The following is a 24,608-nucleotide window of genomic DNA, read 5'->3' on the forward strand; positions in this document are numbered from 1 at the left end:
TAATCAAAGTAAATATCACGATGATGACTTCTTACTTAACGAAATAATGAGAATTATGCAAATAAACGCTCTGCGGTAACCGACATTGTTAAGCCATTTTCTAACTCAACACGCACATTGTCTTTTACCACTTCCAAAACTACCGCACGCTTTGTGCTATTCCCAGCTTTTACTTTCACCACATCACCTTGTGCTAAGGTTGCAACATCTACCGCGACAAGATTAGGTTTATTTTGTGGTTTTTTCGCTACAAATTTCTTCGCATTTGGACGCGCAGGCTTTTTATTCGCTTTCGGATTTGCCGCACGCTCTGCTGCACGTTTTTCTGCCACTTTCGCTTTGCTTTCTGCTAATTTCTGTGCAGCGTGTTCTGCGTGTTCTTTCTCTAATACGCCTGCTGGGTTGCCTTGTAAATCAACGCGCTCAGCCCCTTCTTTACAAGCGTATAAATAACGCCAACCTGCCGTATATAAGCGCAGAGCTTGACGCAATTGGGTTTTACTTACTTTTTCATCATCGGCAAGGGCTTCTGCCAAATCTTGGAAAATCCCGACTTTTAACGGTTTTGCCTCACCTTCAAGGAAAAAACAGCGCGGAAACTTTTCCGCTAAATAAGCGATAATTTCTTTATTATTGGTTAATTTCTGAACTTCTGTCATTGTGTAATCTCACATACCATTAATTTTAAATAGAAAAACGTTGCACATTTTAGCTTAAATTCGTAAGAAATGGCAATTTTTTGATCGGGTTTATAGCTGATGTTTCAATAAAAAAGCAAAGTGCGGTGCTTTTTGTGATAAATTTTCCGTAAAAAACCACCGCACTTTGAAAAGTGCGCAAATCCATATAAAATAGCGCTTTTGAATTTCTTTTAGAGAAAAATTAGTAGAACCTAAGCGATGACAACACCGTTAAAAACGACACATTACGCCAAACAGCATATTGCCCGTTGCACCCATTGCGATGCCACGGTGTCTGTGCCTACGTTGGAGGCGAACCAATATGCGGAATGTCCTCGCTGTGATGAGATGCTGTGTTCGGGCAGCCGTTGGAATTTGCATCGCTGCGCGATGATTGCCCTATCCATTTTAATTTTGATGCCTTTTGCCTTGAATTATCCTTTATTAAGCATTGATTTATTGGGTACTCGAGTGGACGCTTCGGTTTGGCAAGGGGTGTGGAAAATGGCAACGGAAGGCTATCCTTATACGGCATTTCTCATTTTTCTCTGTGCTGTGTTTATGCCCATTTCCTTTGCAATTTTGGTGATTTTACTCCGTCTTTCGCAACTGCTTGGCATTAAACCGCGTAATATTTTGCTCGCGCTGGGGTATATTAAACCTTGGGTAATGTTTGATGTGTATTTGGTCGCGCTGGGCGTAACAATGTTTAAGGTGCGAGAATACGCCACCCTTAGCCTTGATGTGTATTTAATTGCTTTTATTTTCACCGCACTTTTAACCACGCTACTGTTTATTAAGCTCAATCTGAATGCGCTGTGGAATGATTTTTATCCACAAGATAGACTTTTGACTGAAATGCCTGATGAACCGCCTTGTGTCTGCTTGGAGTGCCATTACACGTTTACCGAGCCTTATCAAGACAGCAAACATCGAGCCCGTTGTCCACGCTGTTTAACGCTATTAGACGTGCCAGTAAACATTAAATTGCAACACACTTGGGCAACCTTGATTGCGGGCATTATTATGCTTTTCCCTGCTAATTTACTACCGATGTCGGTGGTTTATGTCAACGGTGCACCGAGTGCCGATACCCTGATGTCTGGCGTAATCACCTTTGTTGAAATGGGCAGTTATTTCGTGGCATTTGTGGTATTTACCGCCAGTATTTTTATCCCCATCAGCAAAATTTTTATTTTGCTTTATTTATTAATTTGTGTACATTTCAACCTTCGCCAATCCATAAAATGGCAAATGCGCTTATTCCATATTGTGCATTTTGTCGGTCGTTGGTCGATGTTAGATTTGTTCGTACTCGCATTGATGATGTCCTTGGTTGCACGCGGACAAATCATCAATTTTTCCGTAGGCCCTGCTGCCTTTTATTTTGGGGCTGCAGTGTTCTTAACTATGATTTCAGCTTCGCAATTCGACAGTCGTTTACTTTGGAAAATTTATGACAGACAACAACAAAACGCCGTCCATTCAGGATAATTACAACGCGGTAAAAGCCGCTATTCATAAAAACAAACGGATTTCGCCATTTTGGTTGTTACCCTTTGTTGCCTTATGTATTGGTGCGATTTTGTTCTTTCAAATTGTGCAAGAACAAGGCATTAGCATTAAAATCACCTTTGATAATGGTAATGGCTTAGTAGCAGGGAAAACGCAGATTCGTTACCAAGGCTTGCAAATTGGGGTGGTGAAAAAAGTAAATTTCACTGACGACTTGAAAAAAGTAGAAGTGGAAGCCAATATTTATCCTGAGGCCAAAACCGTGTTGCGTGAAAACACCAAGTTTTGGCTCGTTCGTCCAAGTGCTTCTCTGGCAGGGATTTCAGGCATTGATGCACTGGTTTCGGGTAACTACATCACCCTACAACCTGGGGACGGTGAATATGAAGATGAATTTGTAGCAGAAAGTGAAGGCCCGATCGCCCAAGTTACTGAAGGCGATTTGCTCATTCATTTACTTGCCGATGATTTAGGCTCAATCTCAATCGGTGCGTCTGTCTATTTCAAAAAAATGCCCGTGGGAAAAATCTATGATTACCGTTTCACCAAAGATCAGAAGAAAATTGAAATTGATGTGGTGATCGATAAGCCTTATGCCCAATTCGTGAAAAAAGATAGCCATTTCTGGAACATTAGCGGCATTAACGCCAGTGTTGGGCTTTCTGGTATTAACGTACAAATGGATAGCCTAAATTCCGTGGTGCAAGGCGCTGTGGCATTTGATTCACCGCAAAATAGTCCAAAGGCTGAAAACAACGAACGCTATCGTTTATATGCCAATTTACAGGCAGCCAAACGCGGTATTGAAATCAATGTTACCGTGCCGAATATTGCGGGATTACGCGCAGGCAAAACCTCGGTGTATTCACAAGATGCACAAATCGGTTTGCTTTCAGAATTAAGTGCGGTGGAAAATAATGAAGAAATTTTGCAAGGCAAATTACTCATTGATCCAAGCGCTGAAAATCTGTTTAAAACCAACACTGAAATCGTGCTACGCAACACAAAATTCAATTTGAGCGAACTGAGCGACACGCAAAAATTATTGCGTGGTGAATATTTTGATGTCATCAGTGGTACAGGTGAAAAACAAACGCAATTTACTGTCATTAAAGAAAATGAACTGTTACTCAAACAGCCTGATACCTTGGTTTTAACCTTAACCGCGCCTGAAACCTATAACATCAGCGAAGGGCAGCAAATTTACTACAATAATTTCCCTATTGGTGAAATTGTGAGTCAACGCATCGAACAAGAATCCGTACGCTTTAAAGTAGCGATTGCCGGACAATATCGTCATTTAATTCACCCCGATACGCTCTTTATTGCTGCGTCAAATTTTGAAGTGAGCATTGGCACTGACGGCGTGAAAATGCAAGCGGCAAGTCCTGAAAAATGGCTACAAGGAGGCATTCGCATTGTGGTAGGTCATCAATCGGGTAAATTGCCTGAAAGTTTCCCGTTATACAGTGATCTCAGTAATGCTGAAGCAGGGATCGTGAGTAATAATCTCACCCCAACCATCACCTTAACCACTTCACAGCTACCAAGCATTGATAAAGGTTCTCTGGTACTTTATCGCCAATATGAAGTGGGCAAAATTCTGGCTATCCGCCCGAAAAAAGATCATTTTGACGTGGACGTATTTATCTATCCGAAACATCGCGATTTGCTCACCAGCAAAAGTCTGTTCTGGGTGGAAAGTGCCGCACAGGTGGACATCACACCGAAAGGCATTAGCATTCAAGCCACGCCTATTGCTCGCACCTTAAAAGGCGCGATTAGTTTTGATAACAGTGGCTCTGGTAACAAAATTCTTTACCCAAATGAAATGCGTGCCAAATCCGCAGGACAAGTAATTAAGCTCACCGCCTCCGATGCCACCAATTTAAGTAAAGGAATGCCGTTGCGTTATATGGGCTTAAATATTGGTGAAGTGGATAGCATTGAGCTTTCTGCCGATCACAAAATTCTCGCCACGGCGTTAATTAACCCGAAATATATGGCTATCATTGCGAAAGAAAATAGTAAGTTCCGCCTCATTTCCCCACAAATCTCTGCGGGCGGTATTGAAAATTTAGATAGCCTTTTACAACCTTATATTGATGTGGAAGCGGGCAACGGCAAAGCACGCAGTCAATTCCGTTTGGCTCAATCCGTGCCAACCACCAACAAATATGGTGATGGTTTCCCACTCATTTTAGAAACCAAAAACGCAATGAATATCACGGTGGGATCGCCGGTGTTGTACCGCGGTGTGGAAGTGGGGACAATTCGCAATTTAGAGCTTAACAGCCTTGGCGATCGCGTATTAGTGCATATTGTGATTGCCAATAAACACAAAGCCCTTGTGCGCCAAAATTCAGAATTTTGGATCTCATCAGGTTATGGTATGGAGCTTGGCTTCACTGGCTTATCCATTAATACAGGATCAATGCAACAACTGTTAAAAGGCGGCATCGCCTTCTCAACGCCGTCTGGCTCGGTAGTGCAACCGCAAGCAAAAGCCAACCAGCGTTTCTTGTTGCAAGACAAACGTCCTAAAGAAGCCATAAACTGGAATTTAGGCATTTTAGGTAACGAATAAAATTTACAAAAAAACGACCGCACTTTAATTTTACCCTACTGGTATTTTATACAGGTCGTTTTTTTGCTACACTTTCGCCAATTTTTGATTTGAAATTAGGTTTTCCCAATGACAACAAATTATTCCGCCAATGAAATTACCGTTTTAAAAGATCTTGAGCCAGTTCAGCTGCGCCCTGGTATGTACACCGACACCACGCGCCCAAACCATTTAGGGCAAGAAGTGATCGATAACAGCGTGGACGAAGCGCTAGCTGGCCACGCCACCAAAATTGAAGTCATTCTGCATAAAGAGCAATCCCTTGAAGTGATTGATAATGGACGAGGAATGCCGGTGGATATTCACCCCACCGAGGGCATTTCAGGGGTGGAAGTGATTCTTACCAAATTGCACGCAGGGGGAAAATTCTCCAATAAAAACTATACCTTCTCTGGCGGTTTGCACGGCGTGGGAATTTCTGTGGTAAATGCCCTTTCTGAACGCGTGGATATTCAAATTAAGCGTAACGGACAAGTTTATAAAATCGCCTTTGAAAATGGGGCAAAAGTGCAAGAATTAGAAGTTATCGGCACTTGCGGTCGCCGTACTACTGGCACAACAGTGCATTTCAAACCGAACCCAAAATATTTCGACAGCCCTAATTTTTCCGTCAGCCGTTTACGCCATTTATTGCGTGCCAAAGCAGTGCTGTGTTCAGGCTTAGAAATTCGTTTTATTGATAAAATTAACGGCACAGAAGATATTTGGCTCTATCAAGACGGTTTATCTGATTACTTAACAGAAAGCGTGGAAGGCTACACCACCTTGCCAGCCTCCCCTTTTGTGGGCAATTTTGAAACCGAAAAAGAAACCGCCAGCTGGGCGTTAATTTGGTTGCCTGAAGGGGGCGATTTGCTCGGCGAAAGCTATGTGAATTTAATTCCCACTATCCAAGGGGGAACGCACGTTAATGGCTTACGCCAAGGCTTGCTCGATGCAATGCGTGAGTTTTGCGAATTCCGCAATTTGCTACCGCGCGGCGTGAAGCTTACCGCCGATGATATTTGGGATCGCTGTGCTTATGTGCTTTCGATCAAAATGCAAGATCCACAATTTGCCGGGCAAACCAAAGAGCGTTTATCTTCTCGTCAAAGTGCTGTGTTCGTTAGCGGTGTAGTGAAAGATGCCTTTAGCTTATGGCTCAACCAAAACGTACAAGAAGCCGAAGAACTGGCGAAAATGGCAATTAGCTCGGCAGAACGCCGTTTGCGTGCAGCGAAAAAAATCGTGCGTAAAAAACAAGTGAGCGGCCCTGCCCTGCCGGGGAAACTCGCTGATTGCAGCTCACAAGATTTAGCACTAACCGAATTATTCTTAGTCGAAGGGGATTCCGCAGGGGGATCGGCCAAACAAGCGCGCGACCGTGAATACCAAGCCATTTTGCCATTGCGCGGAAAAATTCTAAATACTTGGGAAGTATCCGCCGATCAGGTGCTTGGCTCACAAGAAGTCCACGACATTGCTGTGGCATTGGGGATCGATCCTGACAATAGCGATCTTTCCCAGTTGCGTTACGGCAAGGTTTGTATTCTTGCTGATGCGGATTCTGATGGCTTACATATTGCCACCCTACTCTGCGCCCTATTCTTACGCCACTTCCCGAAACTGGTGGCGGAAGGACACGTTTATGTGGCAATGCCGCCGCTTTATCGTATCGACATTGGCAATGAAGTCTATTACGCCCTTGATGAAGGGGAAAAAGAAGGTATTTTAGATCGCCTAAAAAATAAAAAAGGCAAAATCAACGTGCAGCGCTTCAAAGGGCTAGGCGAAATGAACCCAAGCCAGTTACGTGAAACCACAATGGATCCCAATACGCGCCGTTTGGTGCAGCTCACCTTTGATCAAGAAAATGAACAAAGTGAAACAGAAACCTTTGAATTAATGGATATGCTGTTGGCGAAAAAACGTTCTGAAGATCGTAAAATGTGGTTACAAGCCAAAGGCGACCAAGTGGATTTGAGCGTATAAGCTCGCCACCAAATAAGCAAGGAAACACCAATGAAAAAGACCTTTTTAGCCTTAATTTTCACCGCACTTTTAAGCGGCAATGTTATCTCCACGGAACAACATTCAACCAAGCCCAATGCGGTTGAAAATACGAATACGGCAGAAAATACTAATGTAACTGAAAATACCAATTTATCTGAAAACAAAAGTGCTGTGCAAAATGTGAAAATTTCTGATCTTCCCGTGATTGAGGCAGAACTCACCACCGCGCCAAATGTGCCAGCGCCGATTACGCGCGATTATCCTGCGCGTGTGGTGGTAAAACTGGAAGCGCTGGAAAAAATTATGGAAATTATGCCAAAAGTGCAATTTAAATATTGGACGTACAACGGCTCAACCCCTGCACCGTTCATTCGTGTGCGCGAAGGGGATACGGTGGAAGTGCATTTATCCAACCCAATCAATTCCAAACTGCCGCACAGCATTGATTTCCACTCTTCCGCCGCCCCTGAAGGCACAGCGCTGGCAAGCAACACCGCACCGGGGCATACCAGTATTTATCAGTTCAAAGTGCTATCACCTGGGCTTTATCTTTATCACTGCGCCGCAATGCCCGGTGCGCCGACTCACATCGGCAAGGGAATGTTCGGTTTAATGTTGGTTGAGCCAAAAGAAGGCTTAGCGCCAGTGGATAAAGAATTTTATATTGTACAGAACGAATTTTATACCCAAGGGGAATTTGGCGAAGCGGGCTTGCAAGTTTTTAGTATGCAAAAAGCGAGCTATGAGCTGCCTGACTATGTGGTCTTTAACGGCCATTATGGCTCAATGCTCGGCGATAATGCGTTAAAGGCCAAAGTGGGCGAGAAATTACGCTTTTATGTCGGCAACGCAGGGCCAAATAAGGTGTCCTCTTTCCATTTGATCGGCAAGCCTTTTGATACAGTGTATGTGGAAGGTGGTTCATTGCAAAATCACAATGTACAAACCACTTTAATTCCTGCTGGCGGCGCGATGATGGCTGAAACCACCATTCCTGTACCCGGCCCTTATCCTTTCGTGGATCACTCTATTTTCCGTACCGAAAAAGGCGCGAAAGGCGTGTTAATGGTAAGTGGGGAAGAAAATCCACAGATTTTCAGTGGAAAATTAAAAGATGAGCCTTACACCAAGCGCAATCCTGATGCGGACGTGTCCACAGGATTTCAACATTAAAAATCGCGCCAAAAACCACCGCACTTTAATTTTAACGAATATAAGAGAAAAACAAATTTATGGCAGAAATTAATTACGAAGGCATTGAGCAAATGCCACTGCAAAACTTCACCGAAAGTGCCTATTTGAATTATTCAATGTATGTGATTATGGATCGCGCATTGCCCTTTATTGGTGATGGATTAAAGCCCGTGCAGCGCCGTATTGTGTATGCAATGTCAGAATTAGGGCTCAATGCCACGGCGAAATATAAAAAATCGGCGCGTACTGTGGGGGACGTATTAGGTAAATTCCACCCGCACGGTGATACCGCTTGTTACGAAGCTATGGTGCTAATGGCGCAGCCTTTCTCTTATCGTTATCCGCTCATTGATGGACAAGGAAACTGGGGGGCGCCTGATGATCCGAAATCCTTTGCGGCAATGCGTTATACCGAATCGCGTTTAGCCAAAATTTCAGAAATTTTGCTCAGCGAGCTGGGCCAAGGCACGGTGGAATTTCAGCCTAACTTTGATGGCACACTAGAAGAGCCTGAATATTTGCCTGCTCGCCTACCACATATTTTACTTAATGGCACAACGGGGATCGCCGTGGGAATGGCAACGGATATTCCGCCGCACAATCTCAATGAAGTGGCTGATGCGGCGGTAATGCTGTTGGATAACCCAAAAGCCAATTTAGATGATTTAATGAGCGTGCTGCAAGGGCCTGATTATCCAACGGAAGCTGAAATTATTTCAAGCAAAGAAGATATTCGTAAAATTTACGAGCAAGGACGCGGCTCAATTAAAATGCGTGCGGTATGGAAAAAAGAAGATGGCGAAATCATCATTAGCGCACTGCCCCACCAAGCCTCGCCATCAAAAATCATCAGCCAAATCGCGGAACAAATGAATGCGAAAAAACTGCCGATGGTAGAAGATATTCGTGACGAAGCAGATCACAATAACCCAATCCGTATCGTGCTAGTGCCACGTTCCAACCGCGTGGATACCGATGCCCTAATGGCGCATTTATTTGCCACCACGGATTTAGAAAAAAGCTATCGTGTGAATATGAATATGATTGGCTTGGACAACAAGCCAGCGGTGAAAAATCTGCTGCAAATTCTCACCGAATGGCTAACTTTCCGCCGCACCACGGTAACCAGACGCTTACAACATCGCTTAGATAAAGTACTGAACCGACTGCATATTTTGCAAGGTTTGATGATTGCCTTTTTAAATATTGATGAAGTGATCGCCATTATTCGTAACGAAGACAAGCCAAAGCAGGAATTAATGACGCGCTTTAATTTAAGTGATGAGCAAGCCGAGGCCATTTTAAACTTGCGCTTACGCCAATTAGCCAAATTGGAAGAGCACGAACTGCAAGCGGAGCAAGATAAATTAGAACAAGAGCGGTTGAATTTAGAGCAAATTTTGGGATCTGAGCGCCGTTTAAATACGCTCATCAAAAAAGAAATTCAACAAGATGCGAAAACCTTTGCTAGCCCTCGCCTTTCACCAATCGTAGAACGTGCGGAAGCCAAAGCAATGGCTGAAAACGAAATGATCCCAGCTGAACCTGTTACCGTGATTTTATCGCAAATGGGGTGGGTGCGTTGTGCTAAAGGCCACGACATTGATCCGCAAGGGCTAAGCTACAAAGCTGGCGATGGTTATCTGGCGCACGCCTGCGGAAAAAGCAATCAGCCTGTGGTATTCCTTGATAGCACAGGGCGCAGCTATGCGGTAGAACCGCTATCCTTGCCTTCTGCACGCTCACAAGGCGAACCACTCACGGGCAAACTTTCCTTACCTGCCGGGGCTACGGTTTCCCAAGTGTTAATGGAAAATGATGAGCAAAAATTATTAATGGCATCGGACGCGGGCTATGGCTTTATTTGCCAATTTAGCGATTTAGTGGCGCGTAACAAAGCAGGTAAAGCCTTGATTTCCTTGCCAGAAAATGCCCAAGTCTTGCCACCATTAAGTTTACAAGAAAATAAAAACTTGCTCGTGGCGCTCACTTCTGCGGGCAGAATGTTGATTTTCCCAGTGCAAGATCTGCCTGAATTATCCAAAGGAAAAGGCAACAAAATCGTTTCTATCCCTGCGGCTAACGCAAAAGATCGCAGCGAATTATTAGTACGCTTATTGTTAATTTCCGAACAAGCAAACTTGGTATTCCATTCAGGCAAACGTAAAATCACCCTTAAAGCGGAAGATTTACAACGCTTCCGTGCTGAGCGCGGCCGCAAAGGCAGCCAGCTACCAAGGGGCTTGCATAGTGGCGCAGAAATTGAAGTGATTGAGCCAAATCAATAAGTTATATTGAGAGCTGAACAGATTTTTGTTCAGCTCTTTTATTTTCTAACGTCCTGTTATTCCTTTAGTCTGTGATCTAAATCACGGTAATTCTTTCTTTCCTTAGGTAAAATCAGCGTCAATTCAGCGTGATTTTATACAAGGAGCAAACAATGCAAGCCTCACTACAAGATATTCTCGATGTGGTTAAAGCAAAAAATCTAACCTATCATCAAAAATTAATGAGCTTAGGCAATATTGCTGAGCGGCTATTTAACCCTATTGATTTATTAGGCTACACAGAAGAAGAATGGGAATATCTGCAAAATCATATGATTTGTGATTTATGTGAAGGCTATGCCATTTATCGTCCGCGTTATATTTTGCCTGACTATAATGTTTATATTCAAAAAGGCTGTAAATTCCTTGACTTGCCACCACCAAAAGATCTTGATGAAGTGCTAGATGGCTTGCTCATTCTTTATTCCCACGTTCCGTCCATTACCACTTATCCCGTTTATATTGGACGCTTAGATGAGTTGCTCGATCCTTTTATTACTGACGAGAACCAGGATTACATCAAAATTAAACGTTTCTTAAACCATATTGATAAAACCATTGCAGATTCCTTCTGCCACGCCAATATTGGCCCTTATGACACTAAAGCTGGGCGTTTAATTTTACAGGCGGTCATTGAGCTAGAAAATACCACGCCAAATATGACTATTCGCTACGATAAACAAAAAACCTCGCGTGAATTTGCAGAACTTGCTGCTAAAGCCTGTTTATTAGTGTCAAAACCATCCTTTGCCAATGATCCTTATTACATTGAAGATCTGGGAGAACAATATGGTATCGCCAGTTGTTACAATGCCCTGCCTGAATGTGGCGGTGCTTATACCCTGACTCGCCTAAGATTAGGTACTATCGGACGTGCTTGCTCAAGTGTTAATGAAATGGTGAATGAATTATTGCCTAAAGTGGCAAAACTAGCCCTTTCGACCATGGATAAACGGCATAAATTCTTGATCGAAGAAAGCAATTTCTTTGAAAGCAGTTTCTTAGCACAAGAAGAATTTATCAAGCGTGAAAACTTCACCAGTATGATCGCCATTGTGGGATTAGCCGATGCGGTCAATCATCTTTTACAACAAGAAGGCATTAATGAAACCTTCGGGCAAAGCCAACGTGGTGATGAGATCGCCACACTCATTATGGATAAATTGGAAGAGGTCAATAACGCACATAAAGGGCTTTATGTGGAACGTACCAATAATCGTTATTTACTGCACGCGCAAGTGGGGGCGAGCAACCACGAAGAAGATAAGATGAATACGCCAGCACACCGTATTCGCGTGGGTGAAGAACCGACATTATTAGCACATCTAAAACAATCTGCCCCATTCCATAAATACTTTCCTTCTGGTACAGGGGATCTCTTTGCTTTCGATCAAACCTATACTGATCATTTAGATGCGGTGGTGGATATTATTGACGGTGCTTTCGCGCAAGGCTATCGCTACATTACAACTTACCTGAAAAATACCGATCTCATTCGCGTAACAGGCTATTTAGTGAAGAAAAGCGAGGTTGAGCGTTATCGCAAAGGCGAAGCGGTATTACGCGATACCACTTGGTATGGCTCTGGCACAGACGATTGCGCCAATGTCTTTGATCGCCAATTGCGCGATGAAGAAAACGTAAGTGCCAATTCATAATGACTAAGCCAGTTCCGCTTTCTGAAATTTATGTTCCTCTACATCGGATTATTCCCTTTTCCAATGTAGAGGGACAAGGCAACCGCACCAGCATTTTTCTGCAAGGGTGTAAGCTAAATTGCCTTTATTGCCATAACCCAGAAACTATTCCAAGAAAAAATAGCGAAGCAAAGCTGGTCAGCTTGCAATATTTGTATGATCAGGTAATGAACGCCGTGCCGTTTATTCGCGGCGTCACCGTTTCTGGCGGTGAACCCACCATTCATCATAAAAAATTAGTACCACTTTTCACCGCACTTCGTCAGCAGGGTCTGACTTGTTATCTTGATAGCAGCGGATTTTTTGATTATGACAGCACACAATCCTTAATTGCCGTAACCGATAAATTTCTCTTTGATCTCAAAGGTGATGGCTTAGGCTTACAGACCCTCTGTTTTGAACGCCGCAATCAGCAAGGCAAAGTGCCAACTCAAATTATCCCCACAACGCAGCATATCAAAACAGAAAATCTCACCCGAAATTGGCAAAATCTCGCCAAATTATTACCGCACAATAAAATTGAAGAAGTGCGGTTGGTTTTTATCAAAGATTTTTTTGACGCCTACCACTTAGTGGAAAAAGCGGCGCTACTGCTACGAGATTATCCCGAGGTGTTATTCAAAATTATTCGAGTGCATAGCAAAGGGGCAAGAGATGAAACGGGTTTAACCCCTTTTATTCCCACTATGGAAGAAACTCAGGCACTGGCAGAATTTGCTAAACAATGCGGAATACAAAAAATTACCACAATTACCTAAATTCATTCATCAAGGAGCGTAACTATGGATCTCATTATCAGTATTGTCGGGATTTTCGTCCTGCTTGGCATTGGCTTGCTGTTTTCCAACAACCGCAAAGCCATTAATTTCCGCACTATTTTTGGTGCCTTAGCCATTCAAATCGGCTTTGCTGCGCTGATTTTGTATGTACCCGCGGGAAGAAATGCCCTGCTTAGCACCGCTGAAGGCGTGAGCAAAGTGATAAATTATGGTAACGAAGGGATCGCCTTTCTTTTTGGTAACCTTGCCGATCCAAGCAATGTAGGCTTTATTTTCGCGTTCAAAGTCCTACCAATTATCGTCTTTTTCTCAGCCTTAATTTCCGTGCTGTATTACATCGGCGTAATGCAATGGGTAATTAAAATTATCGGCGGAGGCTTGCAAAAAGCACTAGGTACATCAAAGGCAGAATCAATGTCGGCGGCTGCCAATATTTTTGTTGGACAAACCGAAGCACCACTTGTAGTTAAGCCTTTTATTAGCCGAATGACAGAATCTGAATTATTTACTGTAATGGTAGGTGGAACAGCCTCCATCGCAGGTTCAGTATTAGCTGGCTATGCTGGTATGGGAGTGCCACTCACCTACTTAATCGCGGCATCATTTATGGCAGCACCCGCAGGATTATTATTCGCCAAATTGATGTATCCACAAACAGAAAAATTCAGTGATACCTTAGAAGAAAACGTCAAAACAGAAAAACCAAATAATATCGTTGAAGCGCTTGCCAATGGTGCGGCGTCAGGGGTAACACTTGCCATCAATGTGGGCGGTATGTTGATCGCCTTTATCGCCTCTATCGCCTTATTAAATGGCTTAATCGGCGGAATCGGTGGCTGGTTTGGCTATGGCGATCTCACCTTACAAAGCCTACTCGGCTATTTATTCCAACCTATCGCTTTCATCATCGGCGTTCCTTGGCAAGATGCTGAAATTGCAGGACAAATGATCGGAATGAAATTAGCCGTAAATGAATTTGTGGGCTATTTAGAGTTCGCCCAATATTTACAACCTGATGCGGCTGTACAACTTAGCGATAAAACCAAAGCCATTATCACTTTTGCCTTATGTGGCTTCGCTAACTTCAGCGCAATTGCCGTACTTATTGGCGGAATTGGCAGTATGGCGCCAACCCGCCGATCCGACATCGCCCGTCTAGGCTTAAAAGCTGTCATCGCGGGCACACTCGCCAACCTAATGAGCGCCACCATAGCTGGATTCTTTATTGATCTCAGTGGTGCGGCGTTGAGTTAATTACTCAAAAAATTAAGGGCTGTCAGGACAGCCCTTAATCTATGTATTTTTATGAGATTTTAGAGGATCTTTCCCCCATTTATCAGCAAGCTGTTCAAACTCTTGAAAATAGGTATTTTTGTTTTTTCTCCTGCGTAATTCCATTATTAGTGGTTTTGCATTTATCCACACATTCATCACATTAGAATATTGTAACTCTTTATAAATACGTTCTTCAAACGCACCATACTTAATCCCTAAAGCAATAAACTCATAACGATTTAACAATGTTCGGATAGCATTTTTAGTCGCTTTTTTATGTTCGTTTTGTTCTTCTTCACTCACATCAAGATAATCCAAAAATGAAGCATTTTTCGGTAATTTAGCAATAATCAACATTGCATTCGTCAGTTCTTTATCTTGATTTTCTTGTAATAACAAATCGATTGTTGCTCTCTGCCGTTGCATTTCTTGATGGGGCTGTCCTAGATAACAACTAAAAAATCTATTTAGGTTAGAATGAACCAATGAGAAAAAGTCGTCTAAGTCAGCACAAACAAAATAAACTCATTGAGCTATTTGTTGCAGGTGTTACTGCAAGGACAGCAGCAGAGTTAGTCAATGTAAACAAAACGACTGCCGCATATTACTTTCATCGTTTACGCCAACTCATCTATCAAAACAGCCTTCACTTAGAGATGTTTGAAGGTGAAATTGAAGCCGATGAAAGTTATTTTGGCGGTGCTCGCAAAGGCAAACGTGGTCGTGGTGCGGCAGGGAAAATTGCGGTATTCGGGCTTCTCAAGCGCAATGGCAAGGTTTATACCGTTGCGGTTCCAAATACGCAATCTGCCACCTTGTTACCCATTATTCGGGAGCAGGTAAAGCCTGATAGTATTGTTTACACCGATAATTATCGTAGTTATGACGTGCTTGATGTGAGTGAATTTAGTCATTTTCGTATCAATCACAGCACACATTTTGCTGAAAATCATAACCACATTAACGGAATTGAGAATTTTTGGAGCCAAGCAAAACGCCATTTACGCAAATTTAATGGTATCCCAAAAGCGCATTTTGAGCTTTATTTAAAGGAATGTGAATGGTGTTTTAATTACAGCAACATAAAAAGTCAAATTTCTATTTTAAAACAATTGGTTAAAGGGAGTTTAGTCTAGTTATCTAGGACAGCCCCTTCTTGATTATGATTTAAGGTTTCTTTCGCTGACCTCCCATTAGAAAGAATCGCTTTTCTCGCATAATAACCAGTTACAAGAATAGATAAAATTATGGCTCCTGTTTGTATCCAGAAGCCATAACTCTCACCTAAAAATTGGTTTGCAGCTAAAGTACCCATTAAAAGCCACCCCAGCCTTCCATTAAATTCATTTTATTCATCTTTTTCTCCTTCAAGTGTTCATTAGTAACTTTTGATTTAACTTATATAAATTCTCTCTTTTTGTCAAGCCTATAAACTCCCCCACACCAACATCACAAAAAACAGCAAGGATACTGCCATTTCCGCCATTCCGACTTGTTTAACGGAAAGTTTGTATTTGGGGAGCAAGATTGCACGGATAAATGGGGGGATGAAAGCGAAGGCTAGTAAATATTGCTGGCATAAGGCAAAGCAGAGAATGCAGAGTAAATGGAATGCGTTGGACGCGTACAGATAGCGTGGATTTTTGCGTTCACGCATTACGGATTTAACGTATAGCGTTACGCCAACAAAAAATAAGCTTGGGTAGAGCGCAACCCAGTAGATTTTGTGATCGAATTGTGAATTAGCAAAATAATACGCAGCCATTCCTGCGATGGCGAAAATGATAATGCCGGCAAAATCGTTCAGCAATGCGCGCTCATCTTTTTGTTTTACATAGTAAATATTCACCGCGACAAAAGGCAACATTGCTAGCAAGAAATATAAAATATGCCAGTTATGCCATAAGGCGGGCAAGGCGAAAAGTAAGCTGGCGGTGGCGTAAATTAGCGTCCATTTGCGATAAAGCTCAAGATTTCTGCCTTTGAATAAGTTTAAAAAGGGATAGGTCATCAAATAAAGGGCGAACCACGCCAATAACAGAAATAAATGCAGCGTGATCGGTGTAGAAAGCAACATTCCGTATAAAAACGGCATCAGTGCCATTACGATAGCACCGTGTTGATTGGAAATAAGCAGTTTCATAATAACGAATAAGTGCGGTGAAAAATTGCCAAGAATTTTAGCTATTTTTGCGCATAATCGCTATAATCCTTGCGAATTATTTTTATTTCATATGAAGGAAAAAAGATGACAACAATCCAACGTTTTCACGCCAATGAGCGCCTTGCCGAAATGTGCGTTTATAACGGCGTGGCTTATTTGGCGGGGCAAGTGCCAGAAAATACGCAAGACAATGCTTATGAGCAAACCAAGGAAGTGCTTGGTTTAATTGATAAATTGCTGGCTGAAGCGGGATCAGATAAACGCAAAATCTTAAATGCACAAATTTTCTTGGCCGATATGCAAGATTATGCAGAGATGAACCGCGCTTGGGACGAGTGGGTTGATCGCCACAATCCGCCAAGCCGCGCGACCGTAGAGGCCAAACTTGCCGTGCCTGAGTGGAAAGTGGAGATCGTGATTACCGCTGCGGTGTAGCCAAAGTTAATTCCACCAGTAACGGATTATGATCAGAACTGGTGGTCTGCACCGTGCGCGCAGGTTTCACGCTAAAACCGCGTACAAATACCCAATCAAGCGGATTATCCAAAAAACGTAGCCTATCATCAGGCTGAAATGATACGGTAGTCAAGCCATAAAGTGCGGTGAGTTTTTTGATTAAATTTATCCGCCCTTTATTCCACGCATTGAAATCGCCTGCCAGAATAATTGGTCCCTGATGTTGTTCAATCAGCTTAAACATCGCTTCTAGCTGCTGTTGATAATGGCTTGGATTCAGCTCAAAATTCACCAAATGCAAATTAATTGTCAATAGCGATTGTCCATTGCTCAACGGAAACACCATCGCATTGCCCACTTTAGGAATACGAATCCAAGGCTCAATGGAAGCTCCTGCGCAATAATATTGTGGCGCAAAACGGCTCATCAACGCCACGCCTGATTGATTGCCCAAATAAGCAAAACTGCTGGTATAAAGTGCGGTGGAAAATTTAGAAAAATTTTGGGAAGAATGTTGCTCCGCCAACTTTTGCTGACTTGGCACTTCTTGCAATAAAAGAAAATCTTGCCCTTGCGACAAACTATCTAATTGTTGTTGCCAACCTTGATCTTGCCCTTTGTGCATATTCCACACTAACAAGCGAAAATCCTGCTGCTCAATGGGCTTTACAGACTGCTCTGCATAAAAACAAGCCACCGTATTATCCAAGGCTTTACGTTCATAATGTAACGCATTTTCTGTGCGAAATTGAATTTTCGGCTCAGGGTAAATTTCTAGGCTATACCACAAATAGCCAACGCCCAGTAGAATCAATCCTAACAAGGCGATAAAAAAAGAATTTAGTTTACTCATTTTGATGTATTTTGAAATTTTGTGCTTTCTAAATAATAGCAGTTTACTTATACTACGCCAATTAATTTGGCTTGCGTTCCTTTCCCGTCTAAATCACCAAATGGAGCAAAACCAGCCACGTTTCTTAGCAAAATTCTTTATTATTTTGATTAAGGCATTTCAATGAACGTTTATACCTATATTTGCTTTCTCTCAGCTATTTCCATTCTGATCGGCTTTGTTACGCAAAAAATTAACGACAAAATTCAATACACCATCGCCATTACCGCCACCTCAATGGTTGCCTCGCTCGTGTTATTGATAATGGGGCATTTCAATTTATTACACGTTGATTTGCTCGCCAAGGGTGTAATGGAACAGATTGATTTTAAAAGTTTCTTGCTCAACGGGATTTTAGGTTTCCTCCTTTTTGCCGGCGCGTTGGGGATAAAACTTCCCGTAATGAAAAGCCAAAAATGTGAAATCACCATTCTCGCCTTATTTTCTACCTTCGCTTCTACTTTCCTTATCGGTTCAACTTTTTATCTTTTAACTTACGCCCTTGGTTGGGAAGTGGATTTTATTTATTGTATGTTGTTCGGCGCTCTGATTTCCCCTACCGACCCTATCGCCGTATTAGCCATCATCAAAAATCTAAAAGCACCGAAAAAACTTTCAATGAAAGTGGAAGGGGAATCCTTATTTAATGACGGTGTGGGATTAGTGATTTTCACCACCATCTTTGCTGTGGCATTCGGCGGCAAACAGCCTACCCTAGTTGATGTGAGCGAACTTTTTCTAATGGAAGCAGGCGGCGGTTTGCTGTTTGGCTTGATACTCGGCTTAGTGGCGCATTTCCTGATCTCCGCTACCGATGACGGAAGTTTAGAAATTTTGCTCACGCTCACCATTCCAACCGCTGGCTTTATGGTAGCTAATTTACTCGAAGTTTCAGGCGCATTGGCAATGGTGGTTTCGGGCATTATCATCGGCAACTGGACAAGACACACGGGCTTCTCCAAACAAAGTCAGCATTATTTAGATCATTTTTGGGAGATGATCGACCATTTCCTAAACTCTTTGTTATTCCTACTCATCGGCGCGGCAATGTTGCTGGTAAACTTCACCTACCAAGGGATTATTTTAAGCCTACTCGCCATTCCACTTTGCCTAATCTGCCGTTACATCAGCGTGTGGACACCGTTTAAATTCTTAAGTATGAAAACTACTTACAATCCATACACCTTACGCATTCTCACCTGGGGCGGCTTGCGTGGCGGGCTTTCACTCGCAATGGCGCTTTCCATTCCCGTAGGCAGCCTGTATATCCCGAAAATCGGTATGAACGTACGTGATTTACTTTTGGTAATGACCTACGCCGTGGTAATGTTCTCCATTCTCGTCCAAGGCACCACCATTGAAACAATGGTTCGTAAATCCAAAGAAGCGACCTTGCAAGCAAGAGGATATGTGGGGTTAAAGCCGGAGCATAAGGAAGAAGCAGAAGCATAAAAAGGAAGGGCTAACTTAGGTTAGCCCTTTTTATATATTAGAAAAAACTTTCTAAAAAACCACCGCACTTATATTTTGCAGAATTAAGATTTGCGCAAAATTCTGCTTGAAACCACACCGGCGGTCATTGCACCGTTTACGTTTAGGGCGGTGCGTCCCATATCAATTAGCGGTTCAATGGAAATAAGTAAGCCGACTAATGCGAGCGGTAAGCCCATTGTGGAAAGCACGATGATCGCAGCAAAGGTTGCTCCGCCGCCCACACCAGCAATACCAAAGGAAGAAAGGGTTACCACTAATACGAGGGTCAGCAAAAAGTCTAAGGACATTGGATCGAGCCCCACTGTTGGCGCTACCATTACGGCGAGCATTGCAGGATAAATCCCTGCACAGCCGTTTTGTCCGATTGTCGCCCCGAAAGACGCAGCAAAATTGGCAATGGCTGAAGGCACATTCAATTTTGATACTTGGGTTTCAATATTCATTGGAATTGTCGCTGCACTTGAACGTGAAGTGAATGCAAACAGCAAGGTTGGAAAGGCTTGTTGATAATAACGAATTGGATTCACTTTCACCAAAGAAAGTAAAATACCGTGCACCACAAACATTAAGAAAATAGCTAAATAAGATGCCACGATAAAGCCGAGCAAATTAAGAATATCCGCAAGATTTGAAGTGGCAACCACTTTTGTCATCAACGCCAATACACCATAAGGGGTAAGACGAATCACCACGCGAACAAGGCTCATCACTAATTTATTCAAACTTTCCACCCCTTGCGATAAGCGATCGGCAAGTTCTTCATTGTCTTGACGAATACGCAAAATCGCCACGCCTAAAAACGCTGCAAAAATCACCACACTGATAATAGAAGTTGGGTTTGCTCCTGTGAGTTCAGCAAACGGATTTTTCGGGATAAAAGAAAGCAACATTGTCGGCACATTCAAGCCTGCCACTTTTTCCGCTCGCCCAAGCACGCGATCTTGCGCGGCAAGTTCACGATCGCCTGCCACTAGCCCCTCGGCAGAAAGATCAAATAAATTTGCCATTGTAATCCCAATCACCGCTGCGATTGCTGTTGTAATGAGCAGGACAGAAAGCACGCTGACACTGATCTTGCCCAGCAAACTTGCCCCTTGCAAGCGTGCCACTGCAGAAAGAATCGATACAAAAACCAGCGGCATTACAATCATTTGCAGCAATCTCACATAACCACTGCCGACAATGCCAATCCAGTTTAAGGTTTCTTTTATCACAGGGGAATTGCTGTCATAAAACAAATGCAATGCGCCACCAAATAATACCCCTAAAATTAACGCCCAAAACACACTATGTGATAGCGTGTGATTTCGGTTAAAGTACCATTTCACGCCGACTAATAAAGCAATAAATATGACTAAATTAATCGTAATATAGCCCCACATCATTGTTGCTCCTTAATGTTTATTACAAATCTTTGATCCTAAGTTTTCACATAATACTGGCTTTTTCTTATTTCTTTCAATAAAAATTTTGCTATATCTTATACGGTTTTGATCTAATAAGATCAAAAAAAGTGTGGTCTTTTCTACCGCACTTTTTTCTTTTTCAATACGCTATTTAGGATAATTGACTCTTTCCACTTTCCCCATTTTTTCTGCGCAATTTATTTCCATTTCCACAAGAGTGGCTGGGTAAAAATTCGCAGGATTTCGACCGCACAATTCCCGTACAATATCCCCCACCAAAGGCAAATGGGAAATAATCAGCAAGCTTTCTACCCCTTCTTCAGCTAGCACATGCAAATAATCTCGCACCAATCCTGCATCGCCATAAGGGGTAATGACGTCCCAGGTTTCTAACTGCGTTTGCAGTTGATTTTGGAACGCTAAATTGACTTGCTCAAAGGTTTGTTGTGCGCGCAGATAAGGGCTAACTAGCACTTTATCAAGCTCGGCATTAATAGAACGCAGCCACTGCCCTTGTTGATAAGATTGCTGTTTACCATTTTCGGTGAGCGGTCTTGCACTGTCAGAAGGGGCGATGGTCTGCGCCTCGCCGTGTCGCATTACAAAAATTTTCATATCACTACTCTACTTTTAATGAAAAGCAACGAATTAATAAGAAGAAAAGAAGCGAAAAACTCGCTTCTTTTACACCGCACTTTTCAATTTATTTAGTTTGCACGCACCGCTTCAGCGATTTCTTCTGCGCATTGTTGTGCAAGCGCGCCGTCTTCGCATTCCACCATGACACGAATTAACGGTTCGGTGCCTGATTTTCTTAATAAAATACGCCCTTTGCCAGCTAAGCGTTTTTCCACTTCTGCGGCTACGGCTTTCACTTGTTCGCTTTCTAATGGATTGCTGCCACCTGCGAAACGAACATTAATTAACACTTGTGGGAATAATTGCACCGCACTGGCTAATTCATTAAGGGATAAGCGATGTTCTACCATTGCCGCTAACACCGCAAGGGAAGCGATAATGCCGTCCCCTGTGGTGTTTTTGTCGGCAATAATGATATGCCCTGAGTTTTCACCGCCAAGTTGCCAGCCTTTTTCTTGCATTTGCTCTAACACATAACGATCGCCCACATTGGCACGCACAAATGGGATCGCTAATTCTTTTAAGGCAAGTTCAAGGCGCATATTACTCATTAATGTACCAACCACGCCGCCTTTTAATTTGCCTGCACGCAAGGCTTCACGGGCGATGATAAATAAAGCTTGGTCGCCGTCCACTTTATTACCAAGGTGATCCACTAAGATTAAGCGGTCGCCATCGCCGTCATAAGCTAAACCAATATCTGCTTTGGTTTCTAACACTTTGTCTTGTAAGGCTTTAATGTCGGTCGCGCCGCATTTTTCATTAATGTTCATTCCATTTGGCTGCGTGCCAATTTCGATCACTTCTGCGCCTAATTCACGCATTACATTCGGGGCAATGTGATAGGTTGCGCCGTTCGCACAGTCCACCACGATTTTGTAATTTTCTAGGCTTAAATGGGCTGGGAATGTGCTTTTACAAAATTCAATATAACGCCCTGCCGCATCATTAATACGGCTTGCGCGTCCAAGTTGTGCGGATTCCACACAATCCATTGGCTGTTCTAACATTGCTTCAATGGCTTCTTCCACATCATCAGGCAATTTTGTACCTTGCGTGGAGAAAAACTTGATCCCGTTATCATAATAAGGGTTATGGGAAGCGGAAATCACAATGCCTGCTTCTGCGCGGAAAGTGCGGGTTAAATAAGCAATGGCAGGGGTTGGCATTGGCCCAGTAAAGGCAGCTGAAAGCCCTGCTGCGGCTAAACCAGCTTCAAGGGCAGATTCCAACATATAGCCCGAAATGCGGGTATCTTTACCAATTAATACGGTGCCGTAACCCTGTGTTGCTAGCACTTTCCCTGCCGCCCAACCGAGTTTAAGGACGAAATCAGGGGTAATCGGTGAAGTCCCTACTTTTCCACGCACACCATCAGTGCCGAAATATTTGCGTTCTGCCATTTGTATTCCTTTTTATGTTTTATCGTTAAAAATCATTACGTTGATTGACGTTATTATGCCATTTGCGTGGCTTGCCAAATTTTTAATGCCTCTGCGGTGGGTGCAACATCGTGTACGCGCACAATTTTCGCACCATTGTTCACGGCAATTAATGCGGCGGCAACACTGCCCACAATACGCTCATCAACAGGTTTATCTAACACCGCGCCAATCATTGATTTACGCGAGATGCCTGCTAATACTGGATAATCTTGGGTAAATTTTGCTAGTTGTTGCAATAATTGATAATTATGTTGCACGGTTTTACCAAAGCCAAAGCCCAGATCCCAAATAATATTTTCCTTTTTCATTCCCGCGGCTAAACAAAGTGCGGTGCGATTTTCGAGAAAATTTAGCACCTCTTGCACCACATTTTCATAGTGGGGATTTTGTTGCATTGTGCGCGGCTGCCCTTGCATATGCATTATGCAGGTGGGCAAGGCTAACTGCACGGCGGTTTGTAGCGCATTGGGTTCAGTTAAAGCACGAATATCATTAATGAAATCCATTCCAACTTTGGCACTTTCCGACATTACTTGCGCCTTAGAAGTATCCACAGAAATCCAACAATCAAAGCGTTTTCTCACGGCTTCCACCATTGGTACAACGCGATCTAATTCTTGTTCAAGACTGACTTCTTCTGCCATTGGGCGCGTGGATTCACCGCCAATGTCGATAATGGTTGCCCCTTCATTAAGCATTTTTTCCACTTGAAATAAGGCTTTATCACGGTCAAAAAACAAACCGCTATCCGAAAAAGAATCTGGCGTGAAATTTAAAATCCCCATAATTTGGGGCTGAGCTAGGGAAAGGGTTTTATTATTGGCTTGTAACTTCATAATCTTTTGTTTTGCATCAAAGTGCGGTCAATTATAGCGAAATATTTGTGTAAACAAAATATAAACATTTTGTCGCACTGAAATCATAATTCACTTATACTGACGAGTAAATAACCAAGAGGGAAATCAAAATGAACAAAACGGTTTTAGCTTTAAGTTTTAGTGCGATTTTTTTGCTATCTGCTTGTGATGATAAACAAGTGGCTGAATTACAACAAAAATTGCAACACGCTGAAAAAATGCAACAAAGCCAACTGCAAGAAATTAGCCAACTAAAAAATGAGCTGAATGCACAGAAATCCTTATTCCCTGCATTGCAAGTGGAAATTTCTCCGCTCTTCCAAAAAGAAGAAACATTAACCCTAAAAAATACTGACAGCACAGCAACCATCAAGGTTTCAGTAAGTATGCCTGAAACCCATATTGAATGGCTTGACGAATTGCTTCGCCAATATTGGGAGCGATATGCTCAAAATGAGAAAGCCGATGATGAACAAAAACCTAGTCAAATGAGTAAAGAGCAGCTGCGTCAAGGCATAGCGCAAATTTATAAGGATTATCACGAAGAAAGTTTGACCACAGAAACGATAGGCAAGGAATTTTCCATTTCACCTTACTATTTAGGGCAACGCCAAAACTGGGTGGGATTTAAGGTTGATAACTATACTTATGAGGGCGGTGCGCACGGGCTTGGTTGGACTGATTATCTCAATATTGATGTACAACAAAAAACCTTAATCACTCTGGAAAAATTAGTTTCTCAAGAAAATCAGCCAACATTACGCAATGTTTTATGGAAAGTTTATACACAAGATCTTGAACAAGGTGAAGAGCCTTTTACTTCCCTAGAGGATTTTTATATTTCACCTGAATTTTATTTTGACCAAGAGGGAATCCATTTTGTTTATCCGCCTTATGCACTAAATTCTTATGCCGAAGGAGAAAGAACGTTGGATTTATATTGGGGGCAAACAGAAATTGATCTACTCAATCCTGAATATGTGAAACCTTGGCTTAAATAAAATAGGAAATAAAAAAAGTGCCTCATTAGAGGCACACTCGGAAAGCAAAATATGACCATCAGGCTATTAAAATAGCACTTGTTATGGCATAAATAATACGCAAGTCATTTTCAATAAGCAAAGAGTAATATTCAAATTTGTGAAGTAATTCACGGTTTTACCCAATAAA

General features: G+C 42.6%; 21 protein-coding genes. 12 read left to right on the top strand and 9 right to left on the bottom strand.

What is annotated here, in order from left to right:
* Positions 1–53: 53 nt before the first annotated feature.
* Entirely contained in the window at positions 54–659 is a 606-nt protein-coding gene (gene proQ / locus ELZ61_RS07930) for an RNA chaperone ProQ (RefSeq protein WP_126372745.1), read from the bottom strand.
* Between the two features lie 240 nt (positions 660–899).
* Here proQ and ELZ61_RS07935 point away from each other — a divergent pair, with 240 nt between their 5' ends.
* From ELZ61_RS07935 to ELZ61_RS07970, 8 genes are all read left to right on the top strand, one after another.
* Positions 900–2,174 (top strand): paraquat-inducible protein A, encoded by a 1,275-nt coding sequence (locus ELZ61_RS07935; protein WP_126372747.1) that lies wholly within the window; start codon positions 900–902, stop codon positions 2,172–2,174.
* A complete protein-coding gene (locus ELZ61_RS07940) occupies positions 2,137–4,782 on the top strand; it encodes a PqiB family protein (protein ID WP_126372749.1) in 2,646 nt (881 codons plus the stop codon). Before ELZ61_RS07935 ends, ELZ61_RS07940 begins: the two co-directional genes overlap by 38 nt.
* Positions 4,783–4,890: 108 nt before the next feature.
* Positions 4,891–6,792 (top strand): DNA topoisomerase IV subunit B, encoded by a 1,902-nt coding sequence (parE, locus tag ELZ61_RS07945; RefSeq protein WP_126372751.1) that lies wholly within the window; start codon positions 4,891–4,893, stop codon positions 6,790–6,792.
* Between the two features lie 30 nt (positions 6,793–6,822).
* On the top strand, positions 6,823–7,986 hold the full coding sequence (gene nirK, locus ELZ61_RS07950) for a copper-containing nitrite reductase (protein ID WP_126372753.1): 1,164 nt from the start codon (positions 6,823–6,825) through the stop codon (positions 7,984–7,986).
* A 59-nt stretch (positions 7,987–8,045) separates the two neighbouring features.
* The gene (parC, locus tag ELZ61_RS07955; RefSeq protein WP_126372755.1) at positions 8,046–10,295 is read left to right on the top strand and encodes a DNA topoisomerase IV subunit A; all 2,250 of its coding nucleotides are present in this window, start codon (positions 8,046–8,048) and stop codon (positions 10,293–10,295) included.
* Positions 10,296–10,447: 152 nt separating this feature from the next.
* Positions 10,448–11,992, top strand: coding sequence for a YjjI family glycine radical enzyme (locus ELZ61_RS07960; RefSeq protein ID WP_126372758.1), 1,545 nt, complete (start codon positions 10,448–10,450; stop codon positions 11,990–11,992).
* Positions 11,992–12,789 carry a 4Fe-4S cluster-binding domain-containing protein gene (locus ELZ61_RS07965; RefSeq protein ID WP_126372760.1) on the top strand — a complete coding sequence of 266 codons (798 nt, stop codon included), beginning with the start codon at positions 11,992–11,994 and terminating at the stop codon, positions 12,787–12,789. The genes ELZ61_RS07960 and ELZ61_RS07965 overlap by 1 nt, the downstream gene beginning before the upstream one ends.
* A gap of 24 nt (positions 12,790–12,813) precedes the next feature.
* A complete protein-coding gene (locus ELZ61_RS07970) occupies positions 12,814–14,064 on the top strand; it encodes a NupC/NupG family nucleoside CNT transporter (protein ID WP_126372762.1) in 1,251 nt (416 codons plus the stop codon).
* A gap of 39 nt (positions 14,065–14,103) precedes the next feature.
* On the opposite strand, the gene ELZ61_RS07975 is transcribed toward ELZ61_RS07970, so the two are convergent.
* On the bottom strand, positions 14,104–14,484 hold the full coding sequence (locus tag ELZ61_RS07975) for a DUF4760 domain-containing protein (RefSeq protein ID WP_164550729.1): 381 nt from the start codon (positions 14,482–14,484) through the stop codon (positions 14,104–14,106).
* A gap of 86 nt (positions 14,485–14,570) precedes the next feature.
* On the opposite strand from ELZ61_RS07975, the gene ELZ61_RS07980 reads away from it, so the two are divergent.
* On the top strand, positions 14,571–15,221 hold the full coding sequence (locus ELZ61_RS07980) for an IS1595-like element ISHpa1 family transposase (protein WP_126372766.1): 651 nt from the start codon (positions 14,571–14,573) through the stop codon (positions 15,219–15,221).
* On the opposite strand, the gene ELZ61_RS07985 is transcribed toward ELZ61_RS07980, so the two are convergent.
* A complete protein-coding gene (locus ELZ61_RS07985; RefSeq protein ID WP_126372768.1) occupies positions 15,218–15,400 on the bottom strand; it encodes a hypothetical protein in 183 nt (60 codons plus the stop codon). The two genes, ELZ61_RS07980 and ELZ61_RS07985, sit on opposite strands and share 4 nt — an antisense overlap.
* 111 nt (positions 15,401–15,511) lie before the next feature.
* Positions 15,512–16,228 (bottom strand): YwiC-like family protein, encoded by a 717-nt coding sequence (locus ELZ61_RS07990; RefSeq protein ID WP_126372770.1) that lies wholly within the window; start codon positions 16,226–16,228, stop codon positions 15,512–15,514.
* A gap of 105 nt (positions 16,229–16,333) precedes the next feature.
* On the opposite strand from ELZ61_RS07990, the gene ELZ61_RS07995 reads away from it, so the two are divergent.
* Positions 16,334–16,684 (top strand): RidA family protein, encoded by a 351-nt coding sequence (locus ELZ61_RS07995; protein ID WP_126372772.1) that lies wholly within the window; start codon positions 16,334–16,336, stop codon positions 16,682–16,684.
* On the opposite strand, the gene ELZ61_RS08000 is transcribed toward ELZ61_RS07995, so the two are convergent.
* Entirely contained in the window at positions 16,668–17,558 is an 891-nt protein-coding gene (locus tag ELZ61_RS08000) for an endonuclease/exonuclease/phosphatase family protein (protein ID WP_126372774.1), read from the bottom strand. The two genes, ELZ61_RS07995 and ELZ61_RS08000, sit on opposite strands and share 17 nt — an antisense overlap.
* Before the next feature lie 162 nt (positions 17,559–17,720).
* On the opposite strand from ELZ61_RS08000, the gene ELZ61_RS08005 reads away from it, so the two are divergent.
* A complete protein-coding gene (locus ELZ61_RS08005; RefSeq protein WP_126372776.1) occupies positions 17,721–19,049 on the top strand; it encodes a cation:proton antiporter in 1,329 nt (442 codons plus the stop codon).
* A gap of 83 nt (positions 19,050–19,132) precedes the next feature.
* Here the strand turns inward: ELZ61_RS08005 and ELZ61_RS08010 are convergent, their stop codons facing one another.
* The 4 genes from ELZ61_RS08010 to folP all read right to left on the bottom strand — a co-directional run bounded on the left by ELZ61_RS08010 (position 19,133) and on the right by folP (position 23,417).
* A complete protein-coding gene (locus tag ELZ61_RS08010) occupies positions 19,133–20,473 on the bottom strand; it encodes an L-cystine transporter (RefSeq protein WP_126373643.1) in 1,341 nt (446 codons plus the stop codon).
* Between the two features lie 171 nt (positions 20,474–20,644).
* Positions 20,645–21,112: a phosphohistidine phosphatase SixA gene (gene sixA / locus ELZ61_RS08015; RefSeq protein WP_126372778.1), complete on the bottom strand. Its 468-nt coding sequence runs from the start codon at positions 21,110–21,112 to the stop codon at positions 20,645–20,647.
* 92 nt (positions 21,113–21,204) lie between these two features.
* Positions 21,205–22,539 carry a phosphoglucosamine mutase gene (glmM, locus tag ELZ61_RS08020; RefSeq protein WP_103854991.1) on the bottom strand — a complete coding sequence of 445 codons (1,335 nt, stop codon included), beginning with the start codon at positions 22,537–22,539 and terminating at the stop codon, positions 21,205–21,207.
* Between the two features lie 53 nt (positions 22,540–22,592).
* A complete protein-coding gene (folP, locus tag ELZ61_RS08025; protein WP_126372780.1) occupies positions 22,593–23,417 on the bottom strand; it encodes a dihydropteroate synthase in 825 nt (274 codons plus the stop codon).
* A 131-nt stretch (positions 23,418–23,548) separates the two neighbouring features.
* On the opposite strand from folP, the gene ELZ61_RS08030 reads away from it, so the two are divergent.
* On the top strand, positions 23,549–24,439 hold the full coding sequence (locus ELZ61_RS08030) for a DUF3298 and DUF4163 domain-containing protein (protein WP_126372782.1): 891 nt from the start codon (positions 23,549–23,551) through the stop codon (positions 24,437–24,439).
* Positions 24,440–24,608: the final 169 nt, after the last annotated feature.

It is taken from the genome of Avibacterium volantium, assembly GCF_900635775.1.
In the GTDB taxonomy this organism is placed as follows: domain Bacteria; phylum Pseudomonadota; class Gammaproteobacteria; order Enterobacterales; family Pasteurellaceae; genus Avibacterium; species Avibacterium volantium.